Origin of the sequence: Lysinibacillus sphaericus, from assembly GCF_006864135.1 — a bacterium.
Classification (GTDB): domain Bacteria; phylum Bacillota; class Bacilli; order Bacillales_A; family Planococcaceae; genus Lysinibacillus.
On record NZ_SADV01000014.1, the window covers coordinates 1 to 26,492 of the forward strand.

A 26,492-nucleotide genomic window follows, 5' to 3' on the forward strand; every position below is an offset into this window, starting at 1 on the left:
GATTCCTCCGTTTGAATGTTGGTGTGGTAACTACATTCTACACGAGGTCGTTATGGGCTTCCTTTATATTGACTTCTGGGTGTTGCACTTAATATTACAATCCGTCATAAATAAAAGCGGAACTAAATTGTTGGAATTAGTTCAGCTTAAAAATACCTCTTTATAATGTTATAAATTAAGGTATTACTCTAACTCTTGACTTTTAATAAAAATTAGTCGACCATTCTTTTTTTATAAATAAATCCTGCTACAATCCAAATTACTAGTGACCAAACGATGATTGAAGCTATTGGAATAATGACATCCATTGTTGTGTATGATCCTTCTAAGGCTTCAGCTAATAGTACCAATTGAGAACTTGGTAACCACTCGGCTATCTTTAAAATCGGATTAGTAGAAGACATAGCTAGTGCAAGAGGACCGAATGAGAAAATAAGGACAACGGGTAGAATGATAAGAGATCCTTCCATAATCGTTTTGGCGAATAATCCACATAATGTTCCTATTGCAATATAAAACACAGTCGAAAGTATTAAAGCGATAGCTAAGATGAAAGGATTAGCTGGGGTATAGCCCACAATGAAAATAGTCAATGCCACCATTACTATCGTAATGATAAAGACAAACAAGCTTTTACCAATTAAAATATCGCCAATTGAAGCAGGGGAAAGCATGAGACTACGAAGCGTATTTTTTTCTTTCTCCTCTGCAATTAGACTGCATTGTACATAGGTAGTCACCATAGAAAATGCCATATTAATTAAAAGGAAATAAAAAGCTATAGCAGTTGAACTTGATTTTAAAAAGAATGCCAAAACAAGTGGCATAAGTACCATAATGGATACCGCATAGTTACGTGAAAATTCCTTGTAATCCTTCATAAAAATAGCCTGAATACGTGACATTGAAATGTTCATACTAAATCACTCCCTGTTATTTGCATAAAAATATTTCCTAGTGTTGGCTCGTTCGTATATATCCGAGAAACTTCGTTAGATTGCATCCAATGAAACAGTTTTTCAGCATCTTGTTCTCCATTTTGAATGATTTCACAAGCACCATTTGTTAATTCCACTGTAATAGATTCATCGCCAAACTCTTTTTTCAAATCCTTTGGCGCACCAATTGCTCGAATTTTACCTTTATGTAAGAAGGCTACACGATCACAAAGTATTTCGGCTTCACTCATATCATGTGTTGTTAAAAATATTGTCGTACCCATCTCGTTTAATTTGCGCAAGCCATTATAAATATGCTGTGTATTAACAGGATCGAGAGCAGAAGTTGGCTCGTCTAAAAATAATAATTCGGGTTTATGCATGATAGCACGTGCAAGCGTTACACGTTGCATCATTCCTTTAGAAAGCTGACTAATCTTCTTTTTACGATCACCGTATAAGTTAACAAAATCCAACGCTTCTTTTATGGCTGATTTAGGTAATTGGTATAAATTACTGAATAGTAATAAATTCTCCTCGATTGAAAGTCGCGTATATAGTCCGCTATTATCTGTTAAAATACCGAAGCGTTTACGATTGTTACTTTGTTTCATCTCATTTGCTGGGCGGCCAAACAATAAAACGTCGCCAGCAGTTTTTTCAGTTTGTGCTGTTAATATTTTTATAGTAGTAGTTTTTCCGGATCCGCTAGGTCCAAGAAAGCCGAATATTTCCCCTTTTTGAATGGAAAATGAAACATCCTGTAATGCTGTTTCCTTATTAAATGTTTTTTTCAAATGCTGAACATCGATTACTGCGTTCATTTGAAAACCTCCCTGTGTTGTTGTTGATATCTACACTATAAGGGACAATAAGGGTCTCAACATTAAATTACAGGTGAAAGGCAGTGAAATGACCTTTAGTGGAGAAATATTGCAGCTGACAGGAGTCGTTTATTTCCTGGGAAATCTACTAAATTCCGAGTATTTCCTTTAAATCTGCGAGTTTGTTTTTCGACAAAGGTACTACGGTCTTTTCATTGCTGTTTAAAGCTAGGCTATAGCTATTGCGAGTCCACGTAATGATTTCCCGTACCTTTTGTAAGTTAACGATATAAGAGCGATGACTTCTAAAGAAGCCGAACGGTGTCAATTTTTGCTCAAGATCATTTAATGATAATGTGCATGGATAGGCTTCACCTGCAACATATAGTGAAACAATACCCTCAACACTTTCGATATAATCGATTTCAGGGGGATTAAATAAAATGATCTTATCATTTTTCTTTGTAGGGATTTTATCAAGTCGAATCGGTACGTTTTCTTGAGAGGGGGGAGTTGGTTCTGTTCCATCCTCTTTAACGTCTAATGCATGTATGCCCGTGATATCCAGTCTATGTACTTCTGTACTCGAAATAATTAAATCCTCAAGATTGTTAGATAATAAAATGACTGTTTTATTCTTTTTTTGAAGTGCATCCAATAACTGAATGACGTTTTGCTTGGAAAACTCATCTAGGTTTTGGAATGGCTCTTCTAAAACATGTATCTGTGCCTGATTGAGATATGTATGAATCAATTTTAAACGTTGCTTTTCTCCATTCGAAAGCTTGCTGATTTTAATGCTTTTTTGCTCCATCAAAGCGAATAATTTTAATAGATCCTCCATCTTTTCAGAAGAAGCATTGAAAAGCTTTAAGCAAAAGTTAATATATTCTCGGACCGTCAGTCGCTCATACAAGGCATTTTCACGAAAATGTGTATACGTATTACTTTGCTTCGAAAACCATTGTATTAATGTATGTATTTTTGACACATCCGTATGGATGCCGATAATAATACCAGGCCGCATAGAAAGGTGAAAGTTTGGATAAATTACATTTCCTCCTTCTATATAAGGGTCAATAATTATGCTTTCAATTTGGTTCATTACTTAGTCCTCCTTGACTTCATTTGATTGCAAAAATTGCGAGATTTCAGTTTGTGACTGTAAAAAACTTCTATAGTGATAGTTTCCGTTATTGGAGTCCATAAAACCGTGCTGACCTATATATTGTCTCGTATGAACAAATGGAAATTGATCGAGTGTTTCTTTTAATTCATGGACATTAAAACTTTTCTCATGGCTTGGTAAAATAACGAGTGTCGGACAGGAGGGCATTGTATCTAAGCATTGACGAATGCGTGAACCATAAACGCAAACGATACCTTGTAATGGTAGCGTTGATAGTCTCCAAGCTTAATGTTGCACCTACACTAAATCCGATTAACAGTACTTCATCAAAATGTGTCCTAGCTTCCAATATTTTTTCGGTTAGTTTATCGAGAGGAGCATCAAAGCCAACCTCATTTATGAAATATTCATAGGCTTCCTGTTCTTGTTCATATTGAAATGTTCTATCGTCTGAATATAAAGAAATGCACTCAACAGTAGTGTTAGCATTACTGTATGCTTCAGCTTGCATTTTTATAAAATCGTTGACGCCATAAATTTCATGTAGAATGAGTATTTTCCTTGTCATGTTGACCTCATTTTTGCTTTTTTCAATAGTGTACCAAAAAGTAATCATACAGGGTTCATCACCAAAACGTGCGGTTGATTTCCGTTCCGACTGGGCGCTTTCCTGGGGGCGCCCTATGAGCCGCTTTTGGTGTTGCTGTCGCTACGCTTTCGCACAGTCAAAACATTTGTAGCTGCCGCTTCGCTTTCGCTACAGAAAACATATGGTGCTGCCGCTACGTTAACACTACGCTTTCGCACAGAAAACATCCGCTGCGCTGCAGGGTCTCGGGCCAACACGATGTTGGTCACGAAGGCGTTATCACAGGATGTGATGCTTTTAGTCTTCGTTCCTCTATCGCTGATCCCCGAGGAGTCGCCCGGTCTCCACTCCAATCAACTATTTACATAGTAGACGTTTTAACAAAAGTCATCCACAACTTTTGGTGACGGACCATCATTTGGTATATTTTGTCAAGTTTTTGGCATAGTTTTTGTTGTTTCGGTAATTATTCCGAGCAGTGCCTAAAAGTAAAAAATCCGCGCAGACTTATGTGGTTCTAAATTGACCACAGAAAGCGAGCCGGATTTTTCTGTTGATATGCCTTTATTTCATTGCGTTAGACATAAAACCCTTCATTTCCATACTAAGAGTATTAAGCTCATCAATGATTTCACTAAAGTCCTGAACAAGTTGTGCCTGTTCGTTTGTGGCACCATTTATTTGAGTCATGTTTTGCTTTAAATTTTCAAGATTATAATTGATGCTTCGAAGTGAGGTTTCAATGTTATCAGTAGCAGTAGTTGTTTCAGTAGACAGCTTGCGAACTTCTTGTGCAACTATATGAAAACCGGCACCATGTTGACCTGCACGTGCTGCCTCAATTGATGCATTTAATCCGAGTAAATTGGTTTGACGAGAAATATTTTTTATCAAATCCGTAATACCATTTGTTTTTTCAGCATCCTCTAAAGCAAATTGTGTCTGCTTATTAATTTCCTCGCTAGTTGCAGCTAGCTCCTCCGAATGAGAGGCGATTGTATGTACTTTATCCTGTAGATTTTGGATAATATCATTCATAGTAACAATATATTTCTCCATTTGTAGAGAATGATCAATAGGTATTCCAAAGGCTAGCGCGCCTACGATTTGTCCATTTTCACGAACTGGAAAAGAAAATGCGTTAAATTCCACACCATAAAATTCTTTTGGTACAGGTGCATCAGTACTTTTGCCTTTAAGTGGGAGATGTAAAATTACATCACCTGGGAGAATTTTTTGTCCAATTTTATACCCAGAATCTATCCGTTTCCCAGGTAAATAAGCAATAATACTCTCACTCTCTTTATCTACTAATCCAATCATGGACTCGCCTTTCATAGCTGAATGAATGTAAGGCATTGTCAATGTCAATGCTTCAAGAATTTTCATAGTAACCTCCTCGGTATATGTAAGCCCTATTAAATTAGGGCATAATCTCGTTTTTAACGTTATTTTTTGGAAAAGTGATACTTCTTTAATTGTATGTAAAAAGGAAGTAAATAAAAAGACTATCTTAATACCATTATCCTTTTAAATTGTACGAAATTAAGGCAATATATTATGAATTTGCTAAAAAAGGAGTAGGACTTTTGCGCAGTGCAAAACGTTGGGGTGATTTTCGTTCCTGCTGCCGCTTCGCTGTAAGGTTCCATCTTTGACGCTGATCCCCAAGGAATCACCCAGCCTCCACTACAATTAACTACTTCGCTAAGAATATATCTTCAGCAATGTTTTACCTTTGCGAAAGCGATAACAGAGGTCATAGCATCCACTTTTGAAACGCATAAAATTGATAAAAGTTCTAAGCTTTATTGATTGAACTGATGGAAAAATTCATCAGAAGTTTTTCTTTCGCAAAAGTTTAACATAGCTTTTTCTTTTTTGGACAACCTAAACTTTAGAAATAATGGTATGAGGTGATGATCATGAAAATAGAAAGGTCGTCCGAATGGGAAGAAGGCTTTATCAATAAACTGAATGAACATGGAAAATGGGATAGTTGGACATTGTACAAGATGAATTATGACATTGTGAAAATGAAGCTAATTCCTGATTTCACAGGTTTACAGGCAACGAAGTATTTACCAAATTTAAAGCCGCTTAAGCATCAGTTGGAAGCAGCAGAGACAGTCATTGAACGTATGAATGGTAAAGCGATTTTAGCTGACGAAGTAGGTCTAGGTAAAACGATTGAAGCAGGTTTAGTTTTAAAGGAATATTTGATTCGTGGCCTTGTTAAAAAAGCATTAATATTAACGCCAGCATCTCTTGTTAATCAGTGGGTTGAAGAATTAAATATAAAGTTTCACATTCCGGCAGTAGCTTATAAGAAAAATGTTCAGATTGAGCGCCATGATGTCCTTATTATGAGTATGGATACGGCAAAGAAGAGTCCTCACAAAGAGCGAATTTATGAGCAGGGTTACGACATGATAATTATCGACGAGGCTCATAAATTAAAAAATCATAAAACACAAATTTATGAATTCGTCCAAAGCTTAAAGAAAAAGTTCTGTTTATTATTAACGGCTACACCGATTCAAAACGATGTCTTTGAATTATTTTATCTTATTTCCTTACTTAAGCCTGGTCATCTTGGCAATTATGATACATTTCAAGCTGCATTTTCGGCAAGTAAGCATGATTTAGAGCATGATGATTTTTTAAAGGAATTAGTGAATCAGGTGATGGTGAGGAATAGGAGAGAAGACACGGGTATTGAATGGACAAATCGCCGTGTTCAAATTATTCCGATCGAATTCACGAAGGAAGAAGAGGAAGTTTATAATCTGCTTGGAACGCTTCAAAATACAGGCTCATTTTCAATGATTACATTGCAAAAGGAAATGTGTAGTAGCAAGGAAGCAACAGGTTTAACATTAACTAAAATGCTTGAAGACAATGCACAGCCACAAGAAATTGAAGGAATACTAGCAAAATTAATGGCTTTAGAAGTGAATTCAAAGGCGAAAAAGACCCTTGAAATAGTCGAACAGGCCAAAGACAAAGTAATTATATTTACAGAGTATAGAGCTACGCAAATTTACTTGCAGTGGTATTTACATTCTAACGGTATAACGAGTGTCCTATTCAACGGTAAATATAATAAAAGTAAACGTGATTATATGAAGCATCTTTTTAAGGAAAGGGCACAGGTTCTAATAGCGACAGAGGCAGGCGGCGAAGGGATTAACCTTCAATTTTGTCATCATGTCATTAACTATGATCTGCCCTGGAATCCTATGAAGCTAGAGCAACGAATAGGGCGCGTCCATCGATTAGGGCAAGAGCATGATGTTCATATTTATAATCTGGCTATTGTCAATACGATTGAAGAGAACATATTAGCATTGCTTCATACGAAAATTGATGTGTTCGAAAAGGTAGTAGGCGATTTAGATGCGATTCTATCTAACTTTAAAGAATCTGTTTAGTGTAAGGGAGAAGGACCATGTATCCACAGCAAGTTCATAGTTATTTACGCCAATTTTTTAATGAAACTAATTGCCCTATATTAGGAGAAGATCAGCATTATCTTACTGTACAATTAACGGTTGATATTGATAAAAAAATAATGAATCGCCCTTTTTATTGGCAATACGTAGAAGCTACAAACAGTGAGGCAAATCCAGCTCAAGTAACTTTCATTACAAATCAAACAGCATCAGCAGGGAACCTTTATGGAGAAGCTATTCATTTTGGTTCTCCAAGAATGAACCAGCTTTTTCAAGCAACAAGGGAGCTAGGAGCTTATGTTCAGCTTTTTGAAAAGGTGGATAATGAAATAGGGCAAGTTATCCTAACTCCTTGGCTAGGTGTCAACTTTAAAGTGTCGTATTGCTGCGATCGAACGAAAGAAACACTTTATTCATTTGGCATAAACTTGTTAACCGGGATCATAAAAGAGGATTTTCAAGAGACGATTTGTACATCTGAATTTGACACTGTCCCAGCAGACAATGCTTTTCATGTTCAATATATCATTAAGCCTCTTAGAGCACTCGAAAGATTACATGCTACTATTGAACAGATTATTGAACGGGATGACCATTCATGGGCTACCGAAGCAAAAAAACGATGGCAGCATGATCAACGTGTACTTGATTATTTTTATGAGGAAGAAGAAGAGAAGCCAGAATGCTATGACATCGAAAAGAAGGCGTTAGAGGAACAATACGATACAAAAATTAAAATAGAAATTATTAATGGTGGTTTATTTTATCTTTATTAAACGAGGAGCTGTCTAATAGTAGGGACAGCTCCTTTACATTTAATTTTCTTCAAAAATACTTTGTAATTGTGCCAATTTATTATCCCAAAATAAATCAAAGTACTGAAGCCAGTCTTCAATTTCTTTTAGTTTTTCGGCATGTAATGTGTATATTTTTTCTCGTCCCTTTTTCTGAGCAGACACTAGCTCAGCTTGCTCTAAAATTTTCAAATGCTTTACAACAGCAGTTCGGCTTATAGAAAAATTCTCAGAAATAAGTGAGATCGGTTTATCACTTGCGGCAAGTAGCTGTAGGACATGACGTCTTGTTGGATCAGCGATTGCTTGAAAAACATCATACTTTACAGCAAGTTGTGTCATTGTGATTCCACAACTTCTTTTAATTTTTTGCCGACAAGCATTGTCCAGCCGCCCTCCATTGTTGTACGAATGGATTCAGCAGGCATGTTAGCTTTAGGAATGATATGTGAAGCTTCTTTCCAGCCACCATGTGTTAATGTAAATTCAGTTTGCTCACCAATTTCTTTCAGTTCAAAAGTGACAAACCATCCATCTGTATCCCATGCAAAACGAACAAAATGTGGAGCATCTACTTGTTCTACTCGACATGGTGAAGGACCAAACGGTGATTGTATCGTAAACTCATGACCTTCAACAGGCTTAAAATCATTTGGCATAAGCCAAGAAGCAATCTTTTCAGCATCCGTTACTGTTTCCCATACTTTTTCAATCGGTGCATTGAGTGTAACTGTTTTAACAATATTCTCTAGTTTTTCTGTCATTTAAAATGAACTCCTTCGCAAAAATATAACCTTAAGGTGTTGCAAATATATAACACCTTAAGGTTATATGTCAATTATAAATACATTGGATAAATTTTCATTGTGTCTTTTTGTGAATCCTTATTTATGTTAAAATTATTTTTATAATTTTCTGACTAATAGGGAGGTCATTAAAGTGGTGAACATATCTGTGTTTTTATTAATGTGCATTTTATTAATTATTTTGCCTGGTCCGGATACCGCCATTGCAACAAAAAATACACTTACCGTAAGCAGAAAGGGAGGTTTACAAACTTTACTCGGTTCGTGCTGTGGATTATTGATCCATACTTTTGCAGCGGTTATTGGACTTTCGGCGATTATTGTAAAGTCAGCATATGTATTTACCATTTTAAAATACGTCGGCGCGGTTTATTTATGCTATTTAGGTATTAAAACTTTATGGGCATTACGATTAATACGTACACAGTCTCCAGTTGTACAAGACGAAACCCAAATTGAACATAAATATTCAGAGCAATCATGCTTTAAACAAGGCTTCTTAACGAACGTTACAAACCCAAAGGTGGCTGTATTTTTTCTAACATTTTTACCTCAGTTTGTAGATGGTAAAAGCGGTACATTTATGCCATTTCTTATAATGGGGCTTATTTATACTGTATTAACGGGATTTTGGTTTGTGTTTTATGTTTACTTGTTGGATAAAATTAGCGCATTTATGAAAAAGCCAACGACGAAAACGGTTATCGAAGGATTGACAGGTGCAGTACTAATTGGGTTTGGCATTAAGCTAGCATTCGAGAAAGCCCACTAATGTTAAATAGACTAAACTAATAAGAGGATATTATGTTCAATATAAGAGCATATATCCTCTTTTCTTGTATATTGGAAATTAGGAGGCGTAGTGAGGTCTTTAGACCGAGCGTTAAATATTTTTTATGGGTGAAGTGCTATGAGGGAACAAGAAGTTCTCATGAGAAAATCCATTCTTATGTATAACTAATGCGATTGAAAAATGGATTACACATCAGATAGAAGTTATATAGTAACTAACGATGTTACTTTGCTTCTTTCTAGGTTACTTCGGAGCTCACCACTACGCTGGAAAGATAATAATGATTATAACTTTAGATTGCTTGGGTATCTGGGCATTAATCAAATTGTTTATGATTGTATCGGCAAAATCACATATGATCTACATAATAAACAGCAATGCATAAGGGGCTGATCAACTATTTTTTTAGCCATAAAAGATAGATTAAGGTGTTGAGAAAAACGTAAAAGAATGGTAGACTTTTGGATGGAAATTGAGTAAATTCTTTACATAATAAAAGAAAGGAGATTGATAAAATGCAACAACAAACTTCGGAAAAAAACTATATAGCAATGATTTTACTATGTTTCTTTTTAGGCAGTCTAGGAATACATCGCTTCTACGCAGGTAAAATTGGTACTGGTATTTTAATGATTATAACTTTGGGTGGACTAGGTATCTGGACATTGATCGATTTAATTATGATTATTGTCGGCAAATTCAAAGATCAAGAAGGACTGGAAATAAAACCTTCTTAACAATAATGAATGAGGCGTTGGTTAACTGCGGTTACCTAGCGCTTTTTTTTATGGAGAACATTGAATGTGCTAGCCAGTTAACCGATATCCAAAGTCGTTTATTTAAAGAGCAGCTTTTTGGTCATCGTCTTGCTGGCTTGTTGTTTTTGTACTTCAATTTGATTTTTAATGATTTCTTCGATGTCGTCCATAGCAATGTTGCTGGTTGCATTTAAGTCTGCATTAGCTTCGTGTTTGCAGTTAATACATTTGAATGGTTCTTAAGTTGATCGATACACTTCTTTCTTCATTTTGTTGTGAATCAGAGTTAATTGGTGCAACATTACCTCTTAACAGCATCTTGAACTAACGAGTGTATAGTGGATTACGCCCGGAGGGTAAATAAAAAACTTCACGGATAAACATCCAGTGAAGTTTAAAACTCTATATTTAGTTAGAAGAAAAGGAAGCCGATGCTAATAATAATGCCTGTAAAGATTAAAACGAATAAACAGAAACCCATTATATCCCTAGCTTTTAAGCCAGCGATTGCAAGGGCTGGTAGTGCCCAGAACGGTTGAATCATATTCGTCCAAGCATCACCCCACGCGATTGCCATAGCAGTTTTAGCGTAGTCGGCACTTAAAGTGGTTGCAGCATCTAACATAATAGGAGCTTGTACTGCCCATTGTCCACCGCCTGACGGTATAAAGAAGTTAACAAGTCCCGCTGAGAAAAATGTAAACAAATAGAATGTATGTTCATTGGAAATATTAACGAACCATTCTGAGAATACGGCAGCTAAACCAGAAGCGGTCATCATGCCCATAATCCCTGCATAAAAGGGGAATTGAAAAACGATGCCTGTTGTTGTTTTAATGGCATCTTGTGCAGCAGCAAGGAAACGCTGTGGTGTCCCGTGGAAAATGATCCCTAATACAATAAAAATTGTATTAATCACATTTAAATCAAGAACAAAGCCTTTCGTCATAAAATGATGTACTAAATAAACAAGTCCGATAATAGCAAGTAAAATCGTTAAAATATAACTACGTTCAGAGCGGCTGGCAAAGTTGTTTTCGGGCTTAGGTAACTCTGCTTTTTCTTCAACTAATAAAGCAGGGTTAACTACAACCGTATCTTCTTCCTTTGGCATCATCCAACGATTAAACAATGGTAAAGTGAAGACGATAACGATGACTATAAATAAGTTATATGTTGAAAAAAGTGTAACATTTGTTGGTATGATCCCCATAATGTCAGCGAACTTATGACCTTCAGTTGCAATGGATAACGGAATTGAGCCTGCTAATCCCCCATGCCAAATTACAAAGCCTGAGTAGGCACTAGCAATTAATAAGCGATAATCTACCTTTTTAACATGACGAGCAATTTCCTTTGCGAAAAGGGCACCAATGACAAGTCCGAATCCCCAGTTAATCCAGCACGCTAATAGTGATACGAATGTAATAATGATAATTGCCATACCTGGTGTTTTTATTTTACTTGCAATGGCTGCTAATCCCTTTTTAAAGACTGGGCTATTCGCCAAAATGTGACCTGCAGCCAAGACAATCACCATTTGCATTGTAAACTCTAATAGTTTCCAAAAATCATCTCCCCAATAGATCACCATATCGAGCGGAGAAGAATCTGTTAATGTAACCCCTAATAATAACGTCAATACTGTGAGTATAGTGACAAATATATATGGATCAGGTAAATATTTTTCCATAATAGCATTTGAAATTCTTGTTAACGTTTTCATGTTAGAATTACCCCTTCCTTTTCTGCCATCCCGTATTGCTAATTGTACATAGAAATATGAATTAAGGGAGATAAAATCTGTATTAAGTACGATAAACTGAACGTAATGTAGAAATAAAGTCGCGGTTGTTATTGCTTAATTAAATACTATTGAAATCATAACAAAGCCTTAGTGCTATTGTATTGATCTACTTATTTTTAAGAAGAAGGATTAGTAGAAAATGAGGAGAATTTATTACTACATAGGGGTTTTGGGAATATTTTTTATAACAAATTAGAATAAATGGGGGTATGTATATGGAGTTGCGAGATTTACAAGCATTTATGACTGTCGTTGAACATAGGAGCTTTACAAAGGCAGCTAATGAATCATTTGTATCACAACCTTCATTAAGCAAAAGCATTAGAAAGTTGGAGAATGCTCTTCATGTGGAGTTATTAAACCGATCTACACGCAATATAGAGTTAACAGACGCAGGTAGTATCGTCTATAAACAAGGACAAAAAATAATACGTTCTGTACACGATTTACATATATTATTGGATGATTTATCGAACATCGAAACAGGTACGATTAAATTAGGGATACCACCATTAATTGGTACACTATTTTTTCCTGAAATCGCGCGAAAGTTTCATAAGCAATATCCAAAGGTGCATTTAGAGCTTGTGGAACGTGGAGCTAAAATGATCGGAACATTAGTAGAAAATGGCGATGTTGATATGGGGATTGTCGTCATACCTACAGACGAAAGGAAATTTACCATCCAATCATTTGTGGAGGACCAATTTTTTGTCTTTATTAATGAGTCCCATCCATTGGCTCAGCAAGAGCATATTCTATTACAAGATTTAAAAAATGAATCATTCATTATCTTCACAGAGGAATTCACACTGCATGATTATGTTATAAAATCATGTAAAAGCGCAGGATTTACACCAATAATCGGCTATAAAAGCTCGCAATGGGATTTAATAGTGGAACTAGTTTCCTCGAATTTAGGGGTGACACTTTTACCATATTCAATAGCCGCAAAGCACACGAATAAAAATGTCAAAATTATTCCGTTACTTAATTTTGACATGCCATGGCGTTTAGGTGTTATTACGAAAAAGAATACATATCAATCTTTTGCCTTAAAGCAGCTACTCAATACAATACGTTCTGATAATTGATTTATGCATTTTTAGAATAAATAATATTCTAATTTATTCCTTTACTTATAAAATAGTATTGAGGTAGAATTTTTCTTAATAACTGAGCAATTTTAGGAGGTTTCGATATGGGGAAGGGGAAAGTGTGGGATTCGTTTGAGGAAGCCGTCGCTGATATTAAAGATGGGGATACATTAGCTGTAGGGGGCTTTGGGCTATGTGGTATCCCTGAAAAATCAATTGCGGCACTAGTCCAAAGGGGAACGAAGGACTTAACAGTTGTAAGCAATAACTGTGGTGTGGATGATTGGGGTTTAGGGCTTTTATTGGCAAATAAACAAATCAAAAAAATGATTGCATCCTATGTAGGTGAAAATAAAATTTTTGAACAGCAGTTTTTAAGCGGGGAGCTTGAAGTAGAATTGACACCACAAGGTACGTTGGCAGAACGTATGCGAGCTGGCGGAGCTGGAATTCCGGGCTTTTACACGGCTACTGGTGTTGGAACACCTATTGCTGAGGGAAAAGATGTAAAAGTTTTTGATGGCAAGGAATATATTTTAGAAAAAGGTATTGTTGCAGATTTTGCCCTTGTCAAAGCATGGAAGGCAGACAAGCTAGGAAATTTAGTTTTCAGAAAAACATCGCGTAACTTTAATCCTCTAGCTGCAATGGCAGGAAGAATTACGATTGCAGAAGTAGAGGAAATTGTTGAAGTAGGAGAGTTAGATCCGGATCATATTCATACTCCGGGTGTATTCGTGCAACGCATTTTACTAGGTGGTAATTATGAGAAGCGTATCGAGCGTTTGACGGTGAAAAAGGGGGATGCGTGATGGCTGATACAAGACAAAAAATCGTAAATAGAGCGGTAAAAGAAATACAAAACGGCATGAACGTCAATTTAGGTATTGGTATCCCAACGCTAGTGGCCAATGCAATTCCGTCTGATTATGACGTTCTTTTACAATCAGAAAACGGTCTTCTTGGCATTGGTCCATACCCAGTAGAAGACGCAGTCGATCCTGATTTAATTAATGCAGGTAAAGAAACGGTAACAGCTGTTCCTGGCGCTTCCTTCTTCGATAGCGCCGAATCATTTGCCATGATTCGTGGCGGTCATATTGATCTTGCTATTTTAGGTGGCATGGAAGTATCTGAAACGGGTGACCTTGCGAACTGGATGATCCCAGGGAAAATGGTAAAAGGTATGGGAGGCGCCATGGACCTTGTAGTCGGGGCAAAAAGAGTAGTCGTTGTAATGGAGCATGTCAATAAAAACGGTGAGTCAAAAATAAAAAAACAATGTGAGCTACCGTTAACAGGAAAGGGCGTTGTGCATAGATTAGTTACAGATATGGCTGTTTTCGATTTTACCGATGAAGGGATGCAGCTTATCGAATTAGCAGAGGGTGTTACTTTAGAGGAAGTAAAAGAGAAGACAGCTGCTTCCTTTAATGTCGCCATAATAGGGTAAAGTGAAACTTTAACCAGTGGGGATTTTCTTCAACCCAGCTGATTATTAATCTTCACCAATCGAGCGTTTCCGGGCAGGTAACCTCTCATAACTATTTTGCTTCCGATTAATCTTGAGGGTGTACCTGACGCTTCTCTTTCGATACGAATTACTGCCGGTAATGCGGGGGAAAGTGATTGAATGTAACCAGTTCTTTCATAGAGCTGGTTATTTTTCATTAGGAGAGTCAATCACTTCAGCAATATTGCCTCTTCGCGGGTAGTTCAACCAATATCATGAGTATTTCTGAAGACGTGAAGGTTGATTGTTATTTTTCAGACTATTGGCGGTTCTCTAGCTCTATTTTGCAATTATACAATGATTGAAAAGGAGAAAAATAACTATGAGACAACAATGGTCAGATGAATTACAGGTAGCACAGGTACGCGTTGCACGGCCAACTGATAAATTAAAGGAAATTGAAGAATTTTATTGTGAAGGCGTAGGGTTAGAAAAAATCGGCTCTTTTTCAGGACATCGAGGCTACACCGGTATCATGGTTGGTCTTCCGAATGCTAGCTATCATTTAGAATTTATAGAGCATACTGAAGGAAGTCCTTGCCCAGCACCAACAAAGGATAATTTGCTCGTATTATATATTCCAAAGCGTTCAACTATACAGCTTATTGCTGAACGCTTATCGCAAATGGGTTACCCTGAGGTAGAGCCAGAAAATCCATATTGGGCCGAAAAAGGTGTTACGATTGAAGATCCCGATGGCTGGCGTCTCGTATTGATGAACACAGAGGGTATTTAAATCGGTATGAGCCTACATTTCCATACCCTTTGTGGTATATGGATACAGCATTTGATATCGAAAGATGGAAAAGGGCATCATGTGAAAAAATTTTCTGAAGCAATAAGTAAATAGTAAAAAGATACCCCTTTGTTATACGCAGAGGGGTATCTTGGTGTTTGAATATTCTATTGTCCTAAAGAAGCATCTTGGTGATAATGAGTAGCAATGGATTCGATATTTAACTGAGTATAGTTTGCCCAATTAGTCTTTTTAAAATCTTCTTCACTAAAGTAAATATTTAAAAGCTCAGTCATAGATTTGCCCCCTTTAGATCCTGTTAATGGGGCATACCAACTAATAGCTGGAGTTTTAACATTTTGAAGCTTAGATAGCTCTGCAAATATTTTAGTGGAATCCTTCAGCATTTGATTTTTCATACCTTTTTTCACATCATTGTCCTGTATAGAGATTGAAACGATACCATTCTTTTCTTCAACAGTGAATTTGTTTTTAACGATAGCTCCTACTATATCTTCAACGGAAGTATTTTTGTCGACTGCAACTTCCTTTGGAGCGGTATTTTTCCCGCAAGCGGATAATAGTAGTGTGGTTAGTAAAAACAAATAAAATAATTTCTTCAATGTAATAACCTCCCTTGTTACTACCATATATGCGCAAAATGGAGGTGAATTATACAAAAAGAAGGAAGGTAATAAAAAAAACAAATTATGCCCCTACAAAATAGCTTCAGGAATCGGCTTTGGCTCAGGCTTGCAGAAGTTTTTTGCGCGAAAGCGTAGTGCTAATATAGCAGCAACAAGAAGTTCACTCAGTAAATTGTTGCTGTCGCTTCGCTTTCGCACAGAAAAATTGCCACAGGATGTGGCGTTTTTAGATTGAGTTCCTCTATTTCAGCGGATTTTTGTACACCCGTTGAAAGAAATTAAATTATAATGGAGCTGCATAAATCTGTTTTTCAGTTGGATCCCAGAGGACAATCCCGATATCTTGATTTTGATCTATAATACGAATAGAAATAGGAATATAATCAAATAAAATAGTATTCAATTTGGTGCTAATTAACTGTAAAAGACCTATCAATTCAGTATCATTTATTAAAGGCGCATTAACTTCTATTTTTAACTCGGTTAAATTCCCGTTTTCATATCGAAGTTTACCAACTATTTTAGGATTTATATGTTTAAAGCCTTCTTGGATATCTTCTTTGAAAATTAATAATTTACTATAAGTATCTTTGTCTAAACTATAAAGTGAATCTGAAGGGAATGTATAATTTTTTATATCTATCCCAGCCCATTTATCTATTTTATCCTCGCCTTCAGGAATAAATGTTTGAGCTAAAAATATTCCTGGAATGATATCGTTTTTATTGGATTCTTGATATAAAGTTAAATAAATAGGCACATTGGGTACTTTATTATTATTTCTTATATTTTTTATTATAGTTCCTGCTATTTCCTTACCGTATTTTTCTACGTCATTAACCTTATCTTCGTTCGTATCGACTTTAACTTGATCTGTATAAGTTAAGCCTTTATCATCATGTACTCTAATGTCATAAAATTCATTTAAGGATATGGCTAAAGACATTCCTTCTACTTTTCCACTTTCTTTGTTAACGAAATTTTGTTCTAAGACATGAGATAATATTTTAGGATTATTTTTCTCATCCTCTAAAACATCTCCAGTACTTTTTTTAATAGGTGGGTTTAATCCAAAACCTTCTTTTGATTTTCTATCTAACCATTTATTTATAATTTTACCATCTAAATATTGACCTTCCTGCATATAAAACTTCTTTGTAGGAAAGTAATTGACTGATAAATCCATTAATCCTTTTTCAATTTCACTGACATTTAATGAATTGTTCATATTACTAAGTATCAACCCTCTTGAAACATTAGATTTTGCAGGTTGTTTAATTTCATATATTTCCTTTTGTTGTATTGATGATGCATACATTTTCTCATCTTTTTTAATAACTGGATCATCATCACTACAAGAAGCTAAAAGAAATAGTGGTGATATAAAAAACAACATACTCTTCTTTATTTTCATTTAAAATACTCCTTACTGATTCTTATGTAATCGCGTTTCAAAAGTTACGCTAATTTCAGTTTGGCTAATTTAAAACTGAAATTGTTCCGTTAAATCTTAAAAGTATTCCTATAAAAATGAATTCATCACAATAACGTGGCCGCCTCACTGCGCTGCAGAGTCTCATCTGTGACACTAACCCCAGGAAGTGCCTATTTTATAACTTTTGGTAACGAAACTTTATATTTGGATCATCACCAAAACGTGTGGTTGATTTCCGTTCCGACTGGGCGCTTTGTTGATGCCGCTACGTTAGCACTACGCTTTCGCACAGAGCAAAGCTTCCTGGGGGCGTCCGATGAGCCGCTTTTGTTGTTGCTGTCGCTACGCTTTCGCACAGTCAAAACATTTGCTGCCGCTACGTTAACACTACGCTTTCGCACAGAAAACATCCGCTGCGCTGCAGGTTCTCGGGCCAACACGATGTTGGTCACGAAGGCGTTATCACAGGATGTGATGCTTTTAGCCTTCGTTCCTCTATTCTGATCCCCAAGGAGTCGCCCAGTCTCCACTCCAATCAACTTTTTACATAGTGGACGTTTAAACAAAAGTCATCCATAACTTTTGGTGATGAACCTTATATTTACATTTTAAGTTTGATTCTGGTAAAAGTATATAAAGAAAAAAACGATATTTATTTCGTACGTCATAAAATCAAAATTCGCCCTACGCCACTGCTTTAATTCTTTAATAAATTGGAGGTATTGATAAAATGAATTTTCCGGAGTTTAAAAACTGTCTTTTGACAATAAACGAAATAATTTATTTTGATAGCAATGAGTATCTTCGCGAAAAAACTTCTAATCCTTGTAGATTAAAAGAAATAATAGATATTGCTGAAAATTTACTGGCGAATATTTCGAATGAAGATGAGGAATATTTTCTAATGGGGACGCTGGGGAATTTATATAGAATTTACGGGGAACCACAAAAAGCTGTTAACATTTTAACTGAATGCGTTACTATTGCTAGCAATCAGAATAACAGCAATCGAGAAACCGTGTCATTAATACGTCTTGGAGAGGCAATAAAATATAACGGTAATCCAATGAAAGCATTAGGGATCTTCAACGAAGTTTTAGATAAATGTAAGGCAAAAAATAATTTGTTATATTTGGACTTCGCCATACAACATAAAGGTAAGTGTTTGTTAGAATTAGGGGAAATTGCTGAGGCAGAAAATTGCTTTAAAGAAGCATTAAAGTTAAGGGGAATTAAAGGTGATGTATCTCTTATTGAATCTACACAACAAGCATTAAATTTTATAAAGAAATTGAAATGCTAATGAATAATTATTAAAAATCCCCATAGGTGATGGGTGGTATAATGGTCACTTAGGTTATGGATGATTGGTATTTTCGTGTAAAATAATTCGACAGATTTAAGGACAGCGATGGATGCTTATAAGTTCATTAAAATCAGTAAAATTTAAATAAAGATTACAAAAATTTGTAGCATGCAGAGACCATCATATATATGATGGTCTTTTTAACGATAATTTTGTAAGCGTATACACTTTTCGCGAGTTTTTTTTCTTTTAACTATTGAATTGCTAGTGAAAACAATGTATAGTGAAGTGATTTGTCTGACGTCTGACTAACTACATATTTTCAGTTATAAGATCTATAGCTGTTATTCAAGTTTCAATAATGGAACATAATGAGTGAAAGAAGGGTTTGTAGTTTCGGATATCAAACGCACAAAAATTATCAATATATTTATGGAGGAACTCATGAGATACTTAATATCCATTTGTGGATTGTTACTTGTTTTTGGTTTAGCTCTGTTAATGAGTAAAAACAAAAAAGAAATAAAATATAAAAACATAATTATTATGCTTATCATCCAATTTGTATTTGCAGCTATACTGCTAAATACAAAGGTTGGTTATGTTCTAATCAAAGGATTTACAAAAGTATTTGATCATTTATTGGCTTACGCAAGTACGGGCATAACTTTTGTTTTTGGTGGTTTAGCGAATGAAGGAGAGTATTCCTTCTTCCTAAATGTGTTATTACCTATTGTTTTTATATCTGTATTGATAGGGATCTTACAGCATTTTAAAATTCTTCCTCTCATCATGAAAGGGATAGGTTTACTTTTAAGTAAAGTAAGTGGAATGGGGAAATTGGAATCCTATAATGCTGTTGCTTCTGCAATGGTAGGTCAATCTGAAGTATTCATTACTGTTAAAAAACAATTAGATAAGATTAGTCCACAGCGAATGTATACATTATGCGCATCAGCAATGTCGACTGTTTCTATGTCAGTTGTTGGAGCATATATGACGATGATTGAACCGAAATATGTTGTAACGGCGATTGTCTTGAACTTGTTTGGCGGTTTTATTATTGTTTCAATCATTAATCCGTATACAGTAGAAGCAGGCGAAGATATTTTAAAGATAGATGAACAAAAGCAATCGTTCTTCCAAATGCTTGGAGAATATATCATGGATGGATTTAAAGTAGCCATCATTGTTGGCGCTATGCTGATCGGTTTCGTAGCTTTAATGGATTTAATCAATTCACTATTTGATATGATTTTCGGTATATCTTTCCAAGAAATTTTAGGTTATATCTTTGCACCAATTGCTTTCTTAATGGGTATACCTTGGGCAGATGCTATTACTGCTGGAGGAATTATGGCAACAAAATTAGTAACGAATGAATTTGTTGCAATGATTAGCCTTGGAGAAGTAGCTAAGTCTATGAGTGCGCATACATTGGCTATTATTTCTGTCTTTCTTGTATCCTTTGCAAACTTTTCATCTATCGGTATTATTGCCGGCGCAGTAAAAGGTTTGAATGAAAAGCAAGGGAATGTAGTTGCTCGTTTTGGCTTAAAGTTGTTGTATGGAGCTACACTTGTTAGTATCTTAACGGCTACAATTGTTGGTTTCGTTATTTAATTTAGAAAAAAAGAAGCAGCTGACTGCACTCTATCTATTGGAGTGCAGTTTTTTTATGACCACAATACGTGGATTTTACACTTCATAGATGGCTAAGGTACAGTTTAGGTGAAGAGTAGAAGGGGATTTACATTAGTACAAATAAAAAAGCCACTTTATTAAAGTGACCTAGAAAACGACAAAGCCCATCTTGATTAAGATAGTCTTTTTGTTGAAGTATTGGTTGTACCTTTTCGAACAAAATGAATAAAGATGAGTAGCATTAGTTGAAATAGTACAACAAATAAAAATAAAATACCCAAAATAATGAATGAGACCATTCTAACTTCCGGAGTTTGAGCTACCCCTGCAAAATCAACTTCTCTTACGCCAATAAATATGGCCCCAGCAGCAAAAATGAATAGCCATACAATGTTTAAAGCCCACCATATTTTCATACTCAAATATAAACACCTTCTTCAATTCGTAATTGTTTATAGTTCACTACCCTAACTTAGATTTAATCTCCTTTTGGGTGAGGTGTCCAATGTGCCACTTTGGAGAAACAGGATGTTGGTCACGGAGGAATCACCCAGTTGGAACGTAGATCAATGAGCATTCTAAAAGCAATGCGCGTAATCCCGACTTTTGGTGATGAATCTTAATGCTCCGGTTAATGTTTTTTAATTGTAACACTTTTCCTTTTTGCTGGAAACAAACTTTAGGCGGTGTCACTTCTCAGCCTTAAGACTGATTAACTTATATACAAAAAAACTGATTAAATGAACAAAAAGTACATAACCGATATTAGCTATCTTTTTTAAACTTTTGGGAGCAATAACGTAATATCGACATTAATGGAAACGTGGAAGTCTTATATATTACAGGAATGGTATGAAAAAAGAAAACAGGCGCTAATATAAGGATAAGAGGGTTCACTGAACAAATTGAATTAAGGAAACGCTATTTAGAACTGGAGTTGCAAGGTGAAATAGATATGTGCTTGTAATGGTAGCGTACCCACAAACTTCATTCCAAGTAAAGGCAAACAGGGGCCACAGAATACACATAGGGCACATATCAACCCTCCTTGACATAAACAACATGTCTCTATTCAAAAAAGCGCCAGCTAACCGTAGTTAACTAACGCCTTTCTATTGTTAAGAAGGTTTTATTTCTTTTCCTTCTTTATCTTTGAATTTGCCGACAATAATCATAATTAAATCGATCAATGACCAAATACCTAGTCCACCAAGAGTTATAATCATTAAAATACCAGTACCAATTTTACCTACGTAGAAGCGATGTATTCCTAGGCCACCTAAAAAGAAACATAGTAAAATCATTACTATATAGTTTTTTTCAGAAGTTTGTTGTTGCATATTTATCAATCACCTTTCTTTTATGTAGTAATAATTAACTACATTTCCATTCAAAAGTCTATCATTCTTTTATGTTTTTCTCCACTTGAAATAAGTGCCAACCATAGTTAACCAGATCGTTATTCATTGCTGTTTATTAGGTAGGTTTTATAATCTTTTTTATCATGAAGAAAATATTCTTATTATAGGGAGTTTAAGTGTAATACAGGGTAGAAGGATCAAATGAAAAAGAAAAAAGGGTGATGGGTTAGGAACTACGAAGCAATCGGTGAAGTGTTATCTAAAGTAGCAAGTATAATGACAATGCAAGATTACTTAATGATGAATTCTAATAAAATGAAAAAAGCAAATGTGCTTTATAATGGATTTGCTTTTTCTTGAATGAGAGAAAAACGGTAGAATATCAATTCTCCCAACAACTTCTCTTTTTTTCCCCACTACAAAAAATCCCCCATAGTTTTTACTTATGAGGGAGGTACTTCAAAGCCTTGTGGCTATATGATTAAAATTAAAAAGCCGCGTATGCCGTAGTTAGTATAGAAAGTTTTAAACCACCACCCCTCAAAGAAGAAGTTTGCTGTGAAAATGATAAAAATCAAAGGATTTAGACCAGATTTAGAAGGTTTTTATTATATAAGTTATTTGAATCACACAATTTTTAATGAGATATTTTATTTACTCTCCCAAAAATCTCCTACAGAAAAAAGCTGGGAGAATTATTTGGGAGAAGTACAAATAAATTTAAAGAGCTTTAATTTTTAGCTGTTGTTTTCTAAATGACTGTCATTCTTCAACTAACGATGCAGCTTAGTTGAACAAGATGAAAGCAAATTATTGTTCATTCATAATTACATAAGGAACACCGTAATAATATTTATATAAAACCAAAGTGGAGGTTTACAAATGAAACATACTACGAAAGTAACAGAATGTCCTAAATGTGGTGGAAAAGAATTGGGAAAAGGTCATCAACATAGTAGTTATTCAGTTATGTATCCATCTAATAAGTTAAGCTTTGGGTATGATGTTGAATATATTATTTGTACTGAATGTGGACTTATAATTGAAAGTTATGTAGAAAAACCAGAGAAATTTAAGGGGACACTTTAGATTTTTTTAAAGTAACGGGTGCAAGAGTTAAACAAGGTGTTGCAGCGGAGCATCTTTTTTCTTCTTGTACAAACGGGGGAGTTTAGTGAAAGAATAGATAGGAGGAAGAGTAATGACAAAAAATAAATTAAAAGGTTTAGTTTCTTTAGGTTCTGTAATAACTGCAATTGGTTTCATATTGCTATTTTTCAGTGTTGATATTGGATTATCACTTGCTGAATATCGGATAGTTACACAAGGTGGGATGGACACTTCTCAATACCTAATTGTAATTGAGGGTTATACAAATAATTTCTTAGCTGCTGGAAGTATCCTTTTTGGGATTGGTATCTCCACCATCATTTTTGCTTATTACAAGATACTTAATATTAACGAATAGAAGTAATAAATATTGTTTTTCTTGACTAATGTATTTTATTTTACCTTTGTTGATTTGGTTGATGTTCTAGCTTTTGTGGTACCATGATAGATCCTAAACCATAGAATGAAAACTTTAGAAAACTTATCTCTCCCAACTTTCTCCCAAAGTTATTGCCCAAACAAAAAATCTCCCATAGTTTTCACTATGAGAGAAATGCTTCAAAGCCTTGTGGCTATATAATTAAATTAAAAAGCCGCGTATGCCGTAGTTATTATAGAAAGTTTTAAACCACCACTCCTCAAAGTGGGTGTTCGCAGAAGCTTTCCTGCTTATCCTCATGCACCTTAGTGTGAGGCTCGTCATTCCAACTCCAATAATAAAACTCCCTTTTACAGCTTAAAGGTTAAAACTTAATATTATACGAACAATGCAGCCTTTAAGGATATAATAAGGCATGTTAAACAAACTTGCAAGTAAGATGGTTTGTACAAAAAAGTCAATGGGCGAGTGTCCCAATTCATGAATATCCAGAATGAAATATCCCCAAAAGCATTTAACAGATTCAAATATTTTTCACAAATACGAACAAAAAATACGAACATTCTTTACTTAATAGGGCTAAGTATGTAAAGATAGGAGAATATATAGGGTTTACCTAGCAATAAAGTCAGAGGAGGAAGCAGAAATGGCAGCTTATCCAAATTGTCCAAAATGTAATTCTGAATACACATATGAGGACGGAATAAACTTTGTATGTCCAGAATGTGCGCATGAGTGGAGCACTGATGTCACGGAACAGGATACAGATACGTTAATCGTAAAGGATGCTCATGGCAATCTACTTGCAGACGGCGATTCTGTTACAATTATTAAGGATTTAAAGGTTAAAGGTAGTTCTTCGACGCTAAAAATTGGGACAAAGGTGAAAAGCATTCGTCTCGTTGAAGGCGATCACAATATTGATTGTAAAATCGATAGCTTTGGTGCAATGAAATTAAAGTCAGAGTTTGTAAAAAAGGCATAATTACTGAAAAAAGAGTCGTGAAATGAGGCATTCCAACTAGGTTTGGAAGCTATTCAAAATCGACTCTTTTTTATTTTTATTCAGTATGTGTCTAAACACCGACCGAATAAAAATAAAGTCTCCGGTGGATGTATGGCGCTGTTGTAATAGGGCCGACAAAGCAACTAGGGATGCTTCAAGATCTAGAAGGTATATCTAATGAAATGCTAGGGGATGTTGAACTTATGAATGGGTATAATTGGTGATAAAAGAAGTTGTCTCAGTTGCATTGAGACAACTTCTTTCTACTGGTGTTATTTTGTAAATCTACGAAATAGAATTGCAAAAGCAGCACCGAATAGTGCAAAAATAGTATGTAAAATGGCTATGAAGCTAGCTCCAATTAACAGCGTACCAATTTCCATTAAGGAGTAGTGGGTGGCATAGAGTGAATTATTGATATTGTTAATAATAGCCCATACGAAAACAGGTACCGAGCTAATGGCAAAAACAATCCAAATATTTTTGTAAAAGAAATAAGTAAGACAGCCGAAAATGGCGTAAGATATAGCAAAGCTTGTTTGATTGCCAAGTAAGGAAGAGTTAATAGCAAACATAAAGGATAGTACGATAAAAACAAGATGGAAAAGCGTTATCGTTCTTTTCATTAATAAATGATAGCCCAGTGATTGCTTTGAAGTAGCGAGCTGCTGACAATGCTCACAAGTAGTTAAATGTTGTTCGACGAATTCTACAGTAGTTGCTTGGAGCACTTGTTTTTTATACAAAGGTAATAAATCCTCTACAATTGAACAATTCTGTGACAAAAGCTTCCCTCCAATCGATCTCCTTCCATTATACGACTTTTTTGAGAAAATAAAAAAAGCCTTCCGTGAGTTAATTCGTTCGGAAAACTTACATGCACCCTATTAATTTGATGTTAATACTTCATTGGTCAAAGCTTGAATATCAATATGTGTTTTTTCCTTCACAGCATCCTTTAGAATCTCAGTACGGAAATAGTGAACTGACGCTTCAAGGGGAATAGTTAAAATCTTGGAAAGGGCTGATTGATACATATGCACAAATTCTTTATCTGTGTTTCCACGTTTTAACTCAGCAAAGGCCTCGTAGAATTGGTCAAGCTTATCAGCAAATTCAAGTAGGCGACCCTCTATAGTTTTATCCTTACCTTCTTTCATACGCTCAAAGAAGACAGCCTGAAACTCTTGTGGAATTTCATCAATAATAAATTTCTCCATCATTTTTTCTTCCACATGTGCAAGCATTTGTTTAAGCTCTGGGCTAGCATGCTTTACCGGTGTTTTAATATCGCCGATAAATACTTCAGCAAAGTCGTGGTTAATGGTTTTTTCATATAATGATTTCCAATTAATTGTAGCTCCGTTCATTTCTTCAAGTGTGGCGAAGAACATCGCATACTGCGATACCTTCCAAGAGTGGGCAGCCACATTGTGCTCTTCAAATTTGAAGCGACCAGGGCAACGAATAATACGCTCTAGATCGTTAAGGCTTGTAAAAAATTGATGAATTCCTATAAAAATCACTCCTTTTTGGTCTATATGTGCATGTTACTATAATCCATACCCTCTTTGTGCAAATTTCAAACAACTTAACAATGATTCATTTTACGTTTACAAAGGATTCACAATTGACGATAAAGCACGCTTTTGTTGGTGCTATAATGAGGGGAACTGAATAAATTATACCCGCATTTATCTCACCACTTATATAGGTGGGAGACATTTGCCGTTTCACTTACGTTACATAAAACATTTGTAGCTGCCGCTTCGCTTTCGCTACATAAAATAATTGTAGCTGTCGCTTTACTTTCGCTACATAAAACATTTGCTGAAAAAAGATAAAAAGGAGTTTGCACCATGATTTCGATTTATACACTTCTTCTTTACATACATATTTTAAGTGCCATGCTTTCGATTGGGCCTTTGTTCGTTGTTTTAACAATTGTTAAGAAAATGCGTACAGCATCTCATATTGAAATGTCACCATATATTGAGGCTTTTAAAGGAGCAATTACGATCGTCAAGCATTCGGGGCATGTTCTTGTTGCATCTGGTATTTTATTAATGTGGCATGCGGGTTATCATTGGAGTACCTCGTGGATTGTTCTTACATTTCTTGTGATGTTGGCCTCTATTGTTTTTTTAGCAAGAGCGTTCAAACCGACTTTACAGACATTTAATACACCTGCCTATGACCAGCAAAAATTTGCTTCATTGTTACATCGCAAAGCATGGATGTACATTTTATTATTGCTAATTATGTTATGGCTAATGGTAGCAAAGCCTGTACTTTGGTAAGAAGCTGGCTCATCACCATAACGTGTCCGTTCCGACTGGGCCTTTGAGCTGTCGCCTCGCTTTCG

The 26,492-nt window shown here is 35.5% G+C and carries 28 protein-coding genes and 1 other RNA gene; 14 read left to right on the forward strand and 15 right to left on the reverse strand.

Annotation, left to right across the window (positions count from 1 at the left end; translation table 11 throughout):
- Positions 1-212: 212 nt before the first annotated feature.
- The 5 genes from C7Y47_RS15815 to C7Y47_RS25985 all read right to left on the reverse strand — a co-directional run bounded on the left by C7Y47_RS15815 (position 213) and on the right by C7Y47_RS25985 (position 4,869).
- The gene (locus tag C7Y47_RS15815) at positions 213-917 is read right to left on the reverse strand and encodes an ABC transporter permease (RefSeq protein WP_142509654.1); all 705 of its coding nucleotides are present in this window, start codon (positions 915-917) and stop codon (positions 213-215) included.
- A complete protein-coding gene (locus tag C7Y47_RS15820) occupies positions 914-1,762 on the reverse strand; it encodes an ABC transporter ATP-binding protein (RefSeq protein WP_142509655.1) in 849 nt (282 codons plus the stop codon). Before C7Y47_RS15820 ends, C7Y47_RS15815 begins: the two co-directional genes overlap by 4 nt.
- Positions 1,763-1,910: 148 nt before the next feature.
- Positions 1,911-2,867 (reverse strand): LytTR family transcriptional regulator DNA-binding domain-containing protein, encoded by a 957-nt coding sequence (locus C7Y47_RS15825; protein ID WP_142509656.1) that lies wholly within the window; start codon positions 2,865-2,867, stop codon positions 1,911-1,913.
- A 190-nt stretch (positions 2,868-3,057) separates the two neighbouring features.
- Positions 3,058-3,459, reverse strand: a complete 402-nt coding sequence (locus C7Y47_RS15830; protein WP_255505214.1) for a hypothetical protein — start codon at positions 3,457-3,459, stop codon at positions 3,058-3,060.
- Positions 3,460-4,044: 585 nt separating this feature from the next.
- Entirely contained in the window at positions 4,045-4,869 is an 825-nt protein-coding gene (locus C7Y47_RS25985) for a methyl-accepting chemotaxis protein (protein WP_142509657.1), read from the reverse strand.
- A gap of 530 nt (positions 4,870-5,399) precedes the next feature.
- On the opposite strand from C7Y47_RS25985, the gene C7Y47_RS15840 reads away from it, so the two are divergent.
- Together C7Y47_RS15840 and C7Y47_RS15845 are read left to right on the forward strand one after the other, a co-directional pair.
- Positions 5,400-6,914, forward strand: coding sequence for a DEAD/DEAH box helicase (locus tag C7Y47_RS15840; RefSeq protein ID WP_142509658.1), 1,515 nt, complete (start codon positions 5,400-5,402; stop codon positions 6,912-6,914).
- A gap of 17 nt (positions 6,915-6,931) precedes the next feature.
- Positions 6,932-7,711, forward strand: coding sequence for a YqhG family protein (locus C7Y47_RS15845; RefSeq protein WP_132363773.1), 780 nt, complete (start codon positions 6,932-6,934; stop codon positions 7,709-7,711).
- 39 nt (positions 7,712-7,750) lie between these two features.
- Here C7Y47_RS15845 and C7Y47_RS15850 read toward each other — a convergent pair whose 3' ends face one another.
- A complete protein-coding gene (locus C7Y47_RS15850) occupies positions 7,751-8,071 on the reverse strand; it encodes an ArsR/SmtB family transcription factor (protein WP_132363771.1) in 321 nt (106 codons plus the stop codon).
- Positions 8,068-8,493 (reverse strand): SRPBCC family protein, encoded by a 426-nt coding sequence (locus C7Y47_RS15855; protein WP_142509659.1) that lies wholly within the window; start codon positions 8,491-8,493, stop codon positions 8,068-8,070. Before C7Y47_RS15855 ends, C7Y47_RS15850 begins: the two co-directional genes overlap by 4 nt.
- Positions 8,494-8,668: 175 nt before the next feature.
- Between C7Y47_RS15855 and C7Y47_RS15860 the strand changes: the two genes are divergently transcribed.
- Positions 8,669-9,307, forward strand: coding sequence for a LysE family translocator (locus C7Y47_RS15860; protein ID WP_142509660.1), 639 nt, complete (start codon positions 8,669-8,671; stop codon positions 9,305-9,307).
- A gap of 536 nt (positions 9,308-9,843) precedes the next feature.
- Positions 9,844-10,065: a TM2 domain-containing protein gene (locus C7Y47_RS15870; RefSeq protein ID WP_132363765.1), complete on the forward strand. Its 222-nt coding sequence runs from the start codon at positions 9,844-9,846 to the stop codon at positions 10,063-10,065.
- Between the two features lie 433 nt (positions 10,066-10,498).
- Here C7Y47_RS15870 and C7Y47_RS15875 read toward each other — a convergent pair whose 3' ends face one another.
- Positions 10,499-11,812 carry a short-chain fatty acid transporter gene (locus C7Y47_RS15875; protein ID WP_142509662.1) on the reverse strand — a complete coding sequence of 438 codons (1,314 nt, stop codon included), beginning with the start codon at positions 11,810-11,812 and terminating at the stop codon, positions 10,499-10,501.
- A 296-nt stretch (positions 11,813-12,108) separates the two neighbouring features.
- On the opposite strand from C7Y47_RS15875, the gene C7Y47_RS15880 reads away from it, so the two are divergent.
- The 4 genes from C7Y47_RS15880 (at position 12,109) to C7Y47_RS15895 (ending at position 15,239) form a co-directional block, all read left to right on the forward strand.
- Complete coding sequence (locus C7Y47_RS15880; protein WP_142509663.1) at positions 12,109-12,987, forward strand: LysR family transcriptional regulator; 879 nt, start codon at positions 12,109-12,111, stop codon at positions 12,985-12,987.
- A gap of 107 nt (positions 12,988-13,094) precedes the next feature.
- A complete protein-coding gene (locus C7Y47_RS15885) occupies positions 13,095-13,802 on the forward strand; it encodes a CoA transferase subunit A (protein ID WP_142509664.1) in 708 nt (235 codons plus the stop codon).
- Positions 13,802-14,443 carry a 3-oxoacid CoA-transferase subunit B gene (locus C7Y47_RS15890; RefSeq protein WP_142509665.1) on the forward strand — a complete coding sequence of 214 codons (642 nt, stop codon included), beginning with the start codon at positions 13,802-13,804 and terminating at the stop codon, positions 14,441-14,443. The genes C7Y47_RS15885 and C7Y47_RS15890 overlap by 1 nt, the downstream gene beginning before the upstream one ends.
- Positions 14,444-14,825: 382 nt before the next feature.
- Positions 14,826-15,239: a VOC family protein gene (locus C7Y47_RS15895; protein ID WP_142509666.1), complete on the forward strand. Its 414-nt coding sequence runs from the start codon at positions 14,826-14,828 to the stop codon at positions 15,237-15,239.
- A gap of 167 nt (positions 15,240-15,406) precedes the next feature.
- On the opposite strand, the gene C7Y47_RS15900 is transcribed toward C7Y47_RS15895, so the two are convergent.
- Both C7Y47_RS15900 and C7Y47_RS15905 read right to left on the reverse strand, forming a co-directional pair.
- The gene (locus tag C7Y47_RS15900; protein ID WP_142509667.1) at positions 15,407-15,862 is read right to left on the reverse strand and encodes a hypothetical protein; all 456 of its coding nucleotides are present in this window, start codon (positions 15,860-15,862) and stop codon (positions 15,407-15,409) included.
- A gap of 307 nt (positions 15,863-16,169) precedes the next feature.
- Complete coding sequence (locus C7Y47_RS15905; protein ID WP_142509668.1) at positions 16,170-17,300, reverse strand: CamS family sex pheromone protein; 1,131 nt, start codon at positions 17,298-17,300, stop codon at positions 16,170-16,172.
- 751 nt (positions 17,301-18,051) lie between these two features.
- Here C7Y47_RS15905 and C7Y47_RS15910 point away from each other — a divergent pair.
- Both C7Y47_RS15910 and C7Y47_RS15915 read left to right on the forward strand, forming a co-directional pair.
- A complete protein-coding gene (locus C7Y47_RS15910; protein WP_142509669.1) occupies positions 18,052-18,624 on the forward strand; it encodes a tetratricopeptide repeat protein in 573 nt (190 codons plus the stop codon).
- A 447-nt stretch (positions 18,625-19,071) separates the two neighbouring features.
- Positions 19,072-20,250, forward strand: coding sequence for a NupC/NupG family nucleoside CNT transporter (locus tag C7Y47_RS15915; RefSeq protein WP_142509670.1), 1,179 nt, complete (start codon positions 19,072-19,074; stop codon positions 20,248-20,250).
- A gap of 194 nt (positions 20,251-20,444) precedes the next feature.
- Here the strand turns inward: C7Y47_RS15915 and C7Y47_RS15920 are convergent, their stop codons facing one another.
- Entirely contained in the window at positions 20,445-20,687 is a 243-nt protein-coding gene (locus C7Y47_RS15920; protein WP_255505221.1) for a DUF3923 family protein, read from the reverse strand.
- Positions 20,688-21,389: 702 nt separating this feature from the next.
- On the reverse strand, positions 21,390-21,611 hold the full coding sequence (locus C7Y47_RS15925) for a TM2 domain-containing protein (RefSeq protein WP_142509672.1): 222 nt from the start codon (positions 21,609-21,611) through the stop codon (positions 21,390-21,392).
- Positions 21,612-22,514: 903 nt separating this feature from the next.
- On the opposite strand from C7Y47_RS15925, the gene C7Y47_RS15930 reads away from it, so the two are divergent.
- Together C7Y47_RS15930 and C7Y47_RS15935 are read left to right on the forward strand one after the other, a co-directional pair.
- Positions 22,515-22,721, forward strand: coding sequence for a transcription initiation factor TFIIIB (locus C7Y47_RS15930; protein ID WP_142509673.1), 207 nt, complete (start codon positions 22,515-22,517; stop codon positions 22,719-22,721).
- 112 nt (positions 22,722-22,833) lie between these two features.
- Positions 22,834-23,100 (forward strand): hypothetical protein, encoded by a 267-nt coding sequence (locus C7Y47_RS15935; RefSeq protein WP_142509674.1) that lies wholly within the window; start codon positions 22,834-22,836, stop codon positions 23,098-23,100.
- 228 nt (positions 23,101-23,328) lie between these two features.
- Here the strand turns inward: C7Y47_RS15935 and ssrS are convergent.
- Positions 23,329-23,521, reverse strand: a non-coding RNA gene (gene ssrS / locus C7Y47_RS15940) — 6S RNA.
- A gap of 246 nt (positions 23,522-23,767) precedes the next feature.
- Here ssrS and C7Y47_RS15945 point away from each other — a divergent pair.
- Positions 23,768-24,106 carry a zinc ribbon domain-containing protein YjdM gene (locus C7Y47_RS15945; RefSeq protein ID WP_142509675.1) on the forward strand — a complete coding sequence of 113 codons (339 nt, stop codon included), beginning with the start codon at positions 23,768-23,770 and terminating at the stop codon, positions 24,104-24,106.
- A 293-nt stretch (positions 24,107-24,399) separates the two neighbouring features.
- On the opposite strand, the gene C7Y47_RS15950 is transcribed toward C7Y47_RS15945, so the two are convergent.
- Positions 24,400-24,912: a zf-HC2 domain-containing protein gene (locus tag C7Y47_RS15950; protein WP_142509676.1), complete on the reverse strand. Its 513-nt coding sequence runs from the start codon at positions 24,910-24,912 to the stop codon at positions 24,400-24,402.
- A 102-nt stretch (positions 24,913-25,014) separates the two neighbouring features.
- Positions 25,015-25,653 carry a YfbR-like 5'-deoxynucleotidase gene (locus C7Y47_RS15955; protein WP_132363732.1) on the reverse strand — a complete coding sequence of 213 codons (639 nt, stop codon included), beginning with the start codon at positions 25,651-25,653 and terminating at the stop codon, positions 25,015-25,017.
- A 333-nt stretch (positions 25,654-25,986) separates the two neighbouring features.
- Between C7Y47_RS15955 and C7Y47_RS15960 the strand changes: the two genes are divergently transcribed.
- The gene (locus tag C7Y47_RS15960) at positions 25,987-26,427 is read left to right on the forward strand and encodes a hypothetical protein (protein ID WP_142509677.1); all 441 of its coding nucleotides are present in this window, start codon (positions 25,987-25,989) and stop codon (positions 26,425-26,427) included.
- The last annotated feature ends 65 nt before the right edge of the window (positions 26,428-26,492 follow it).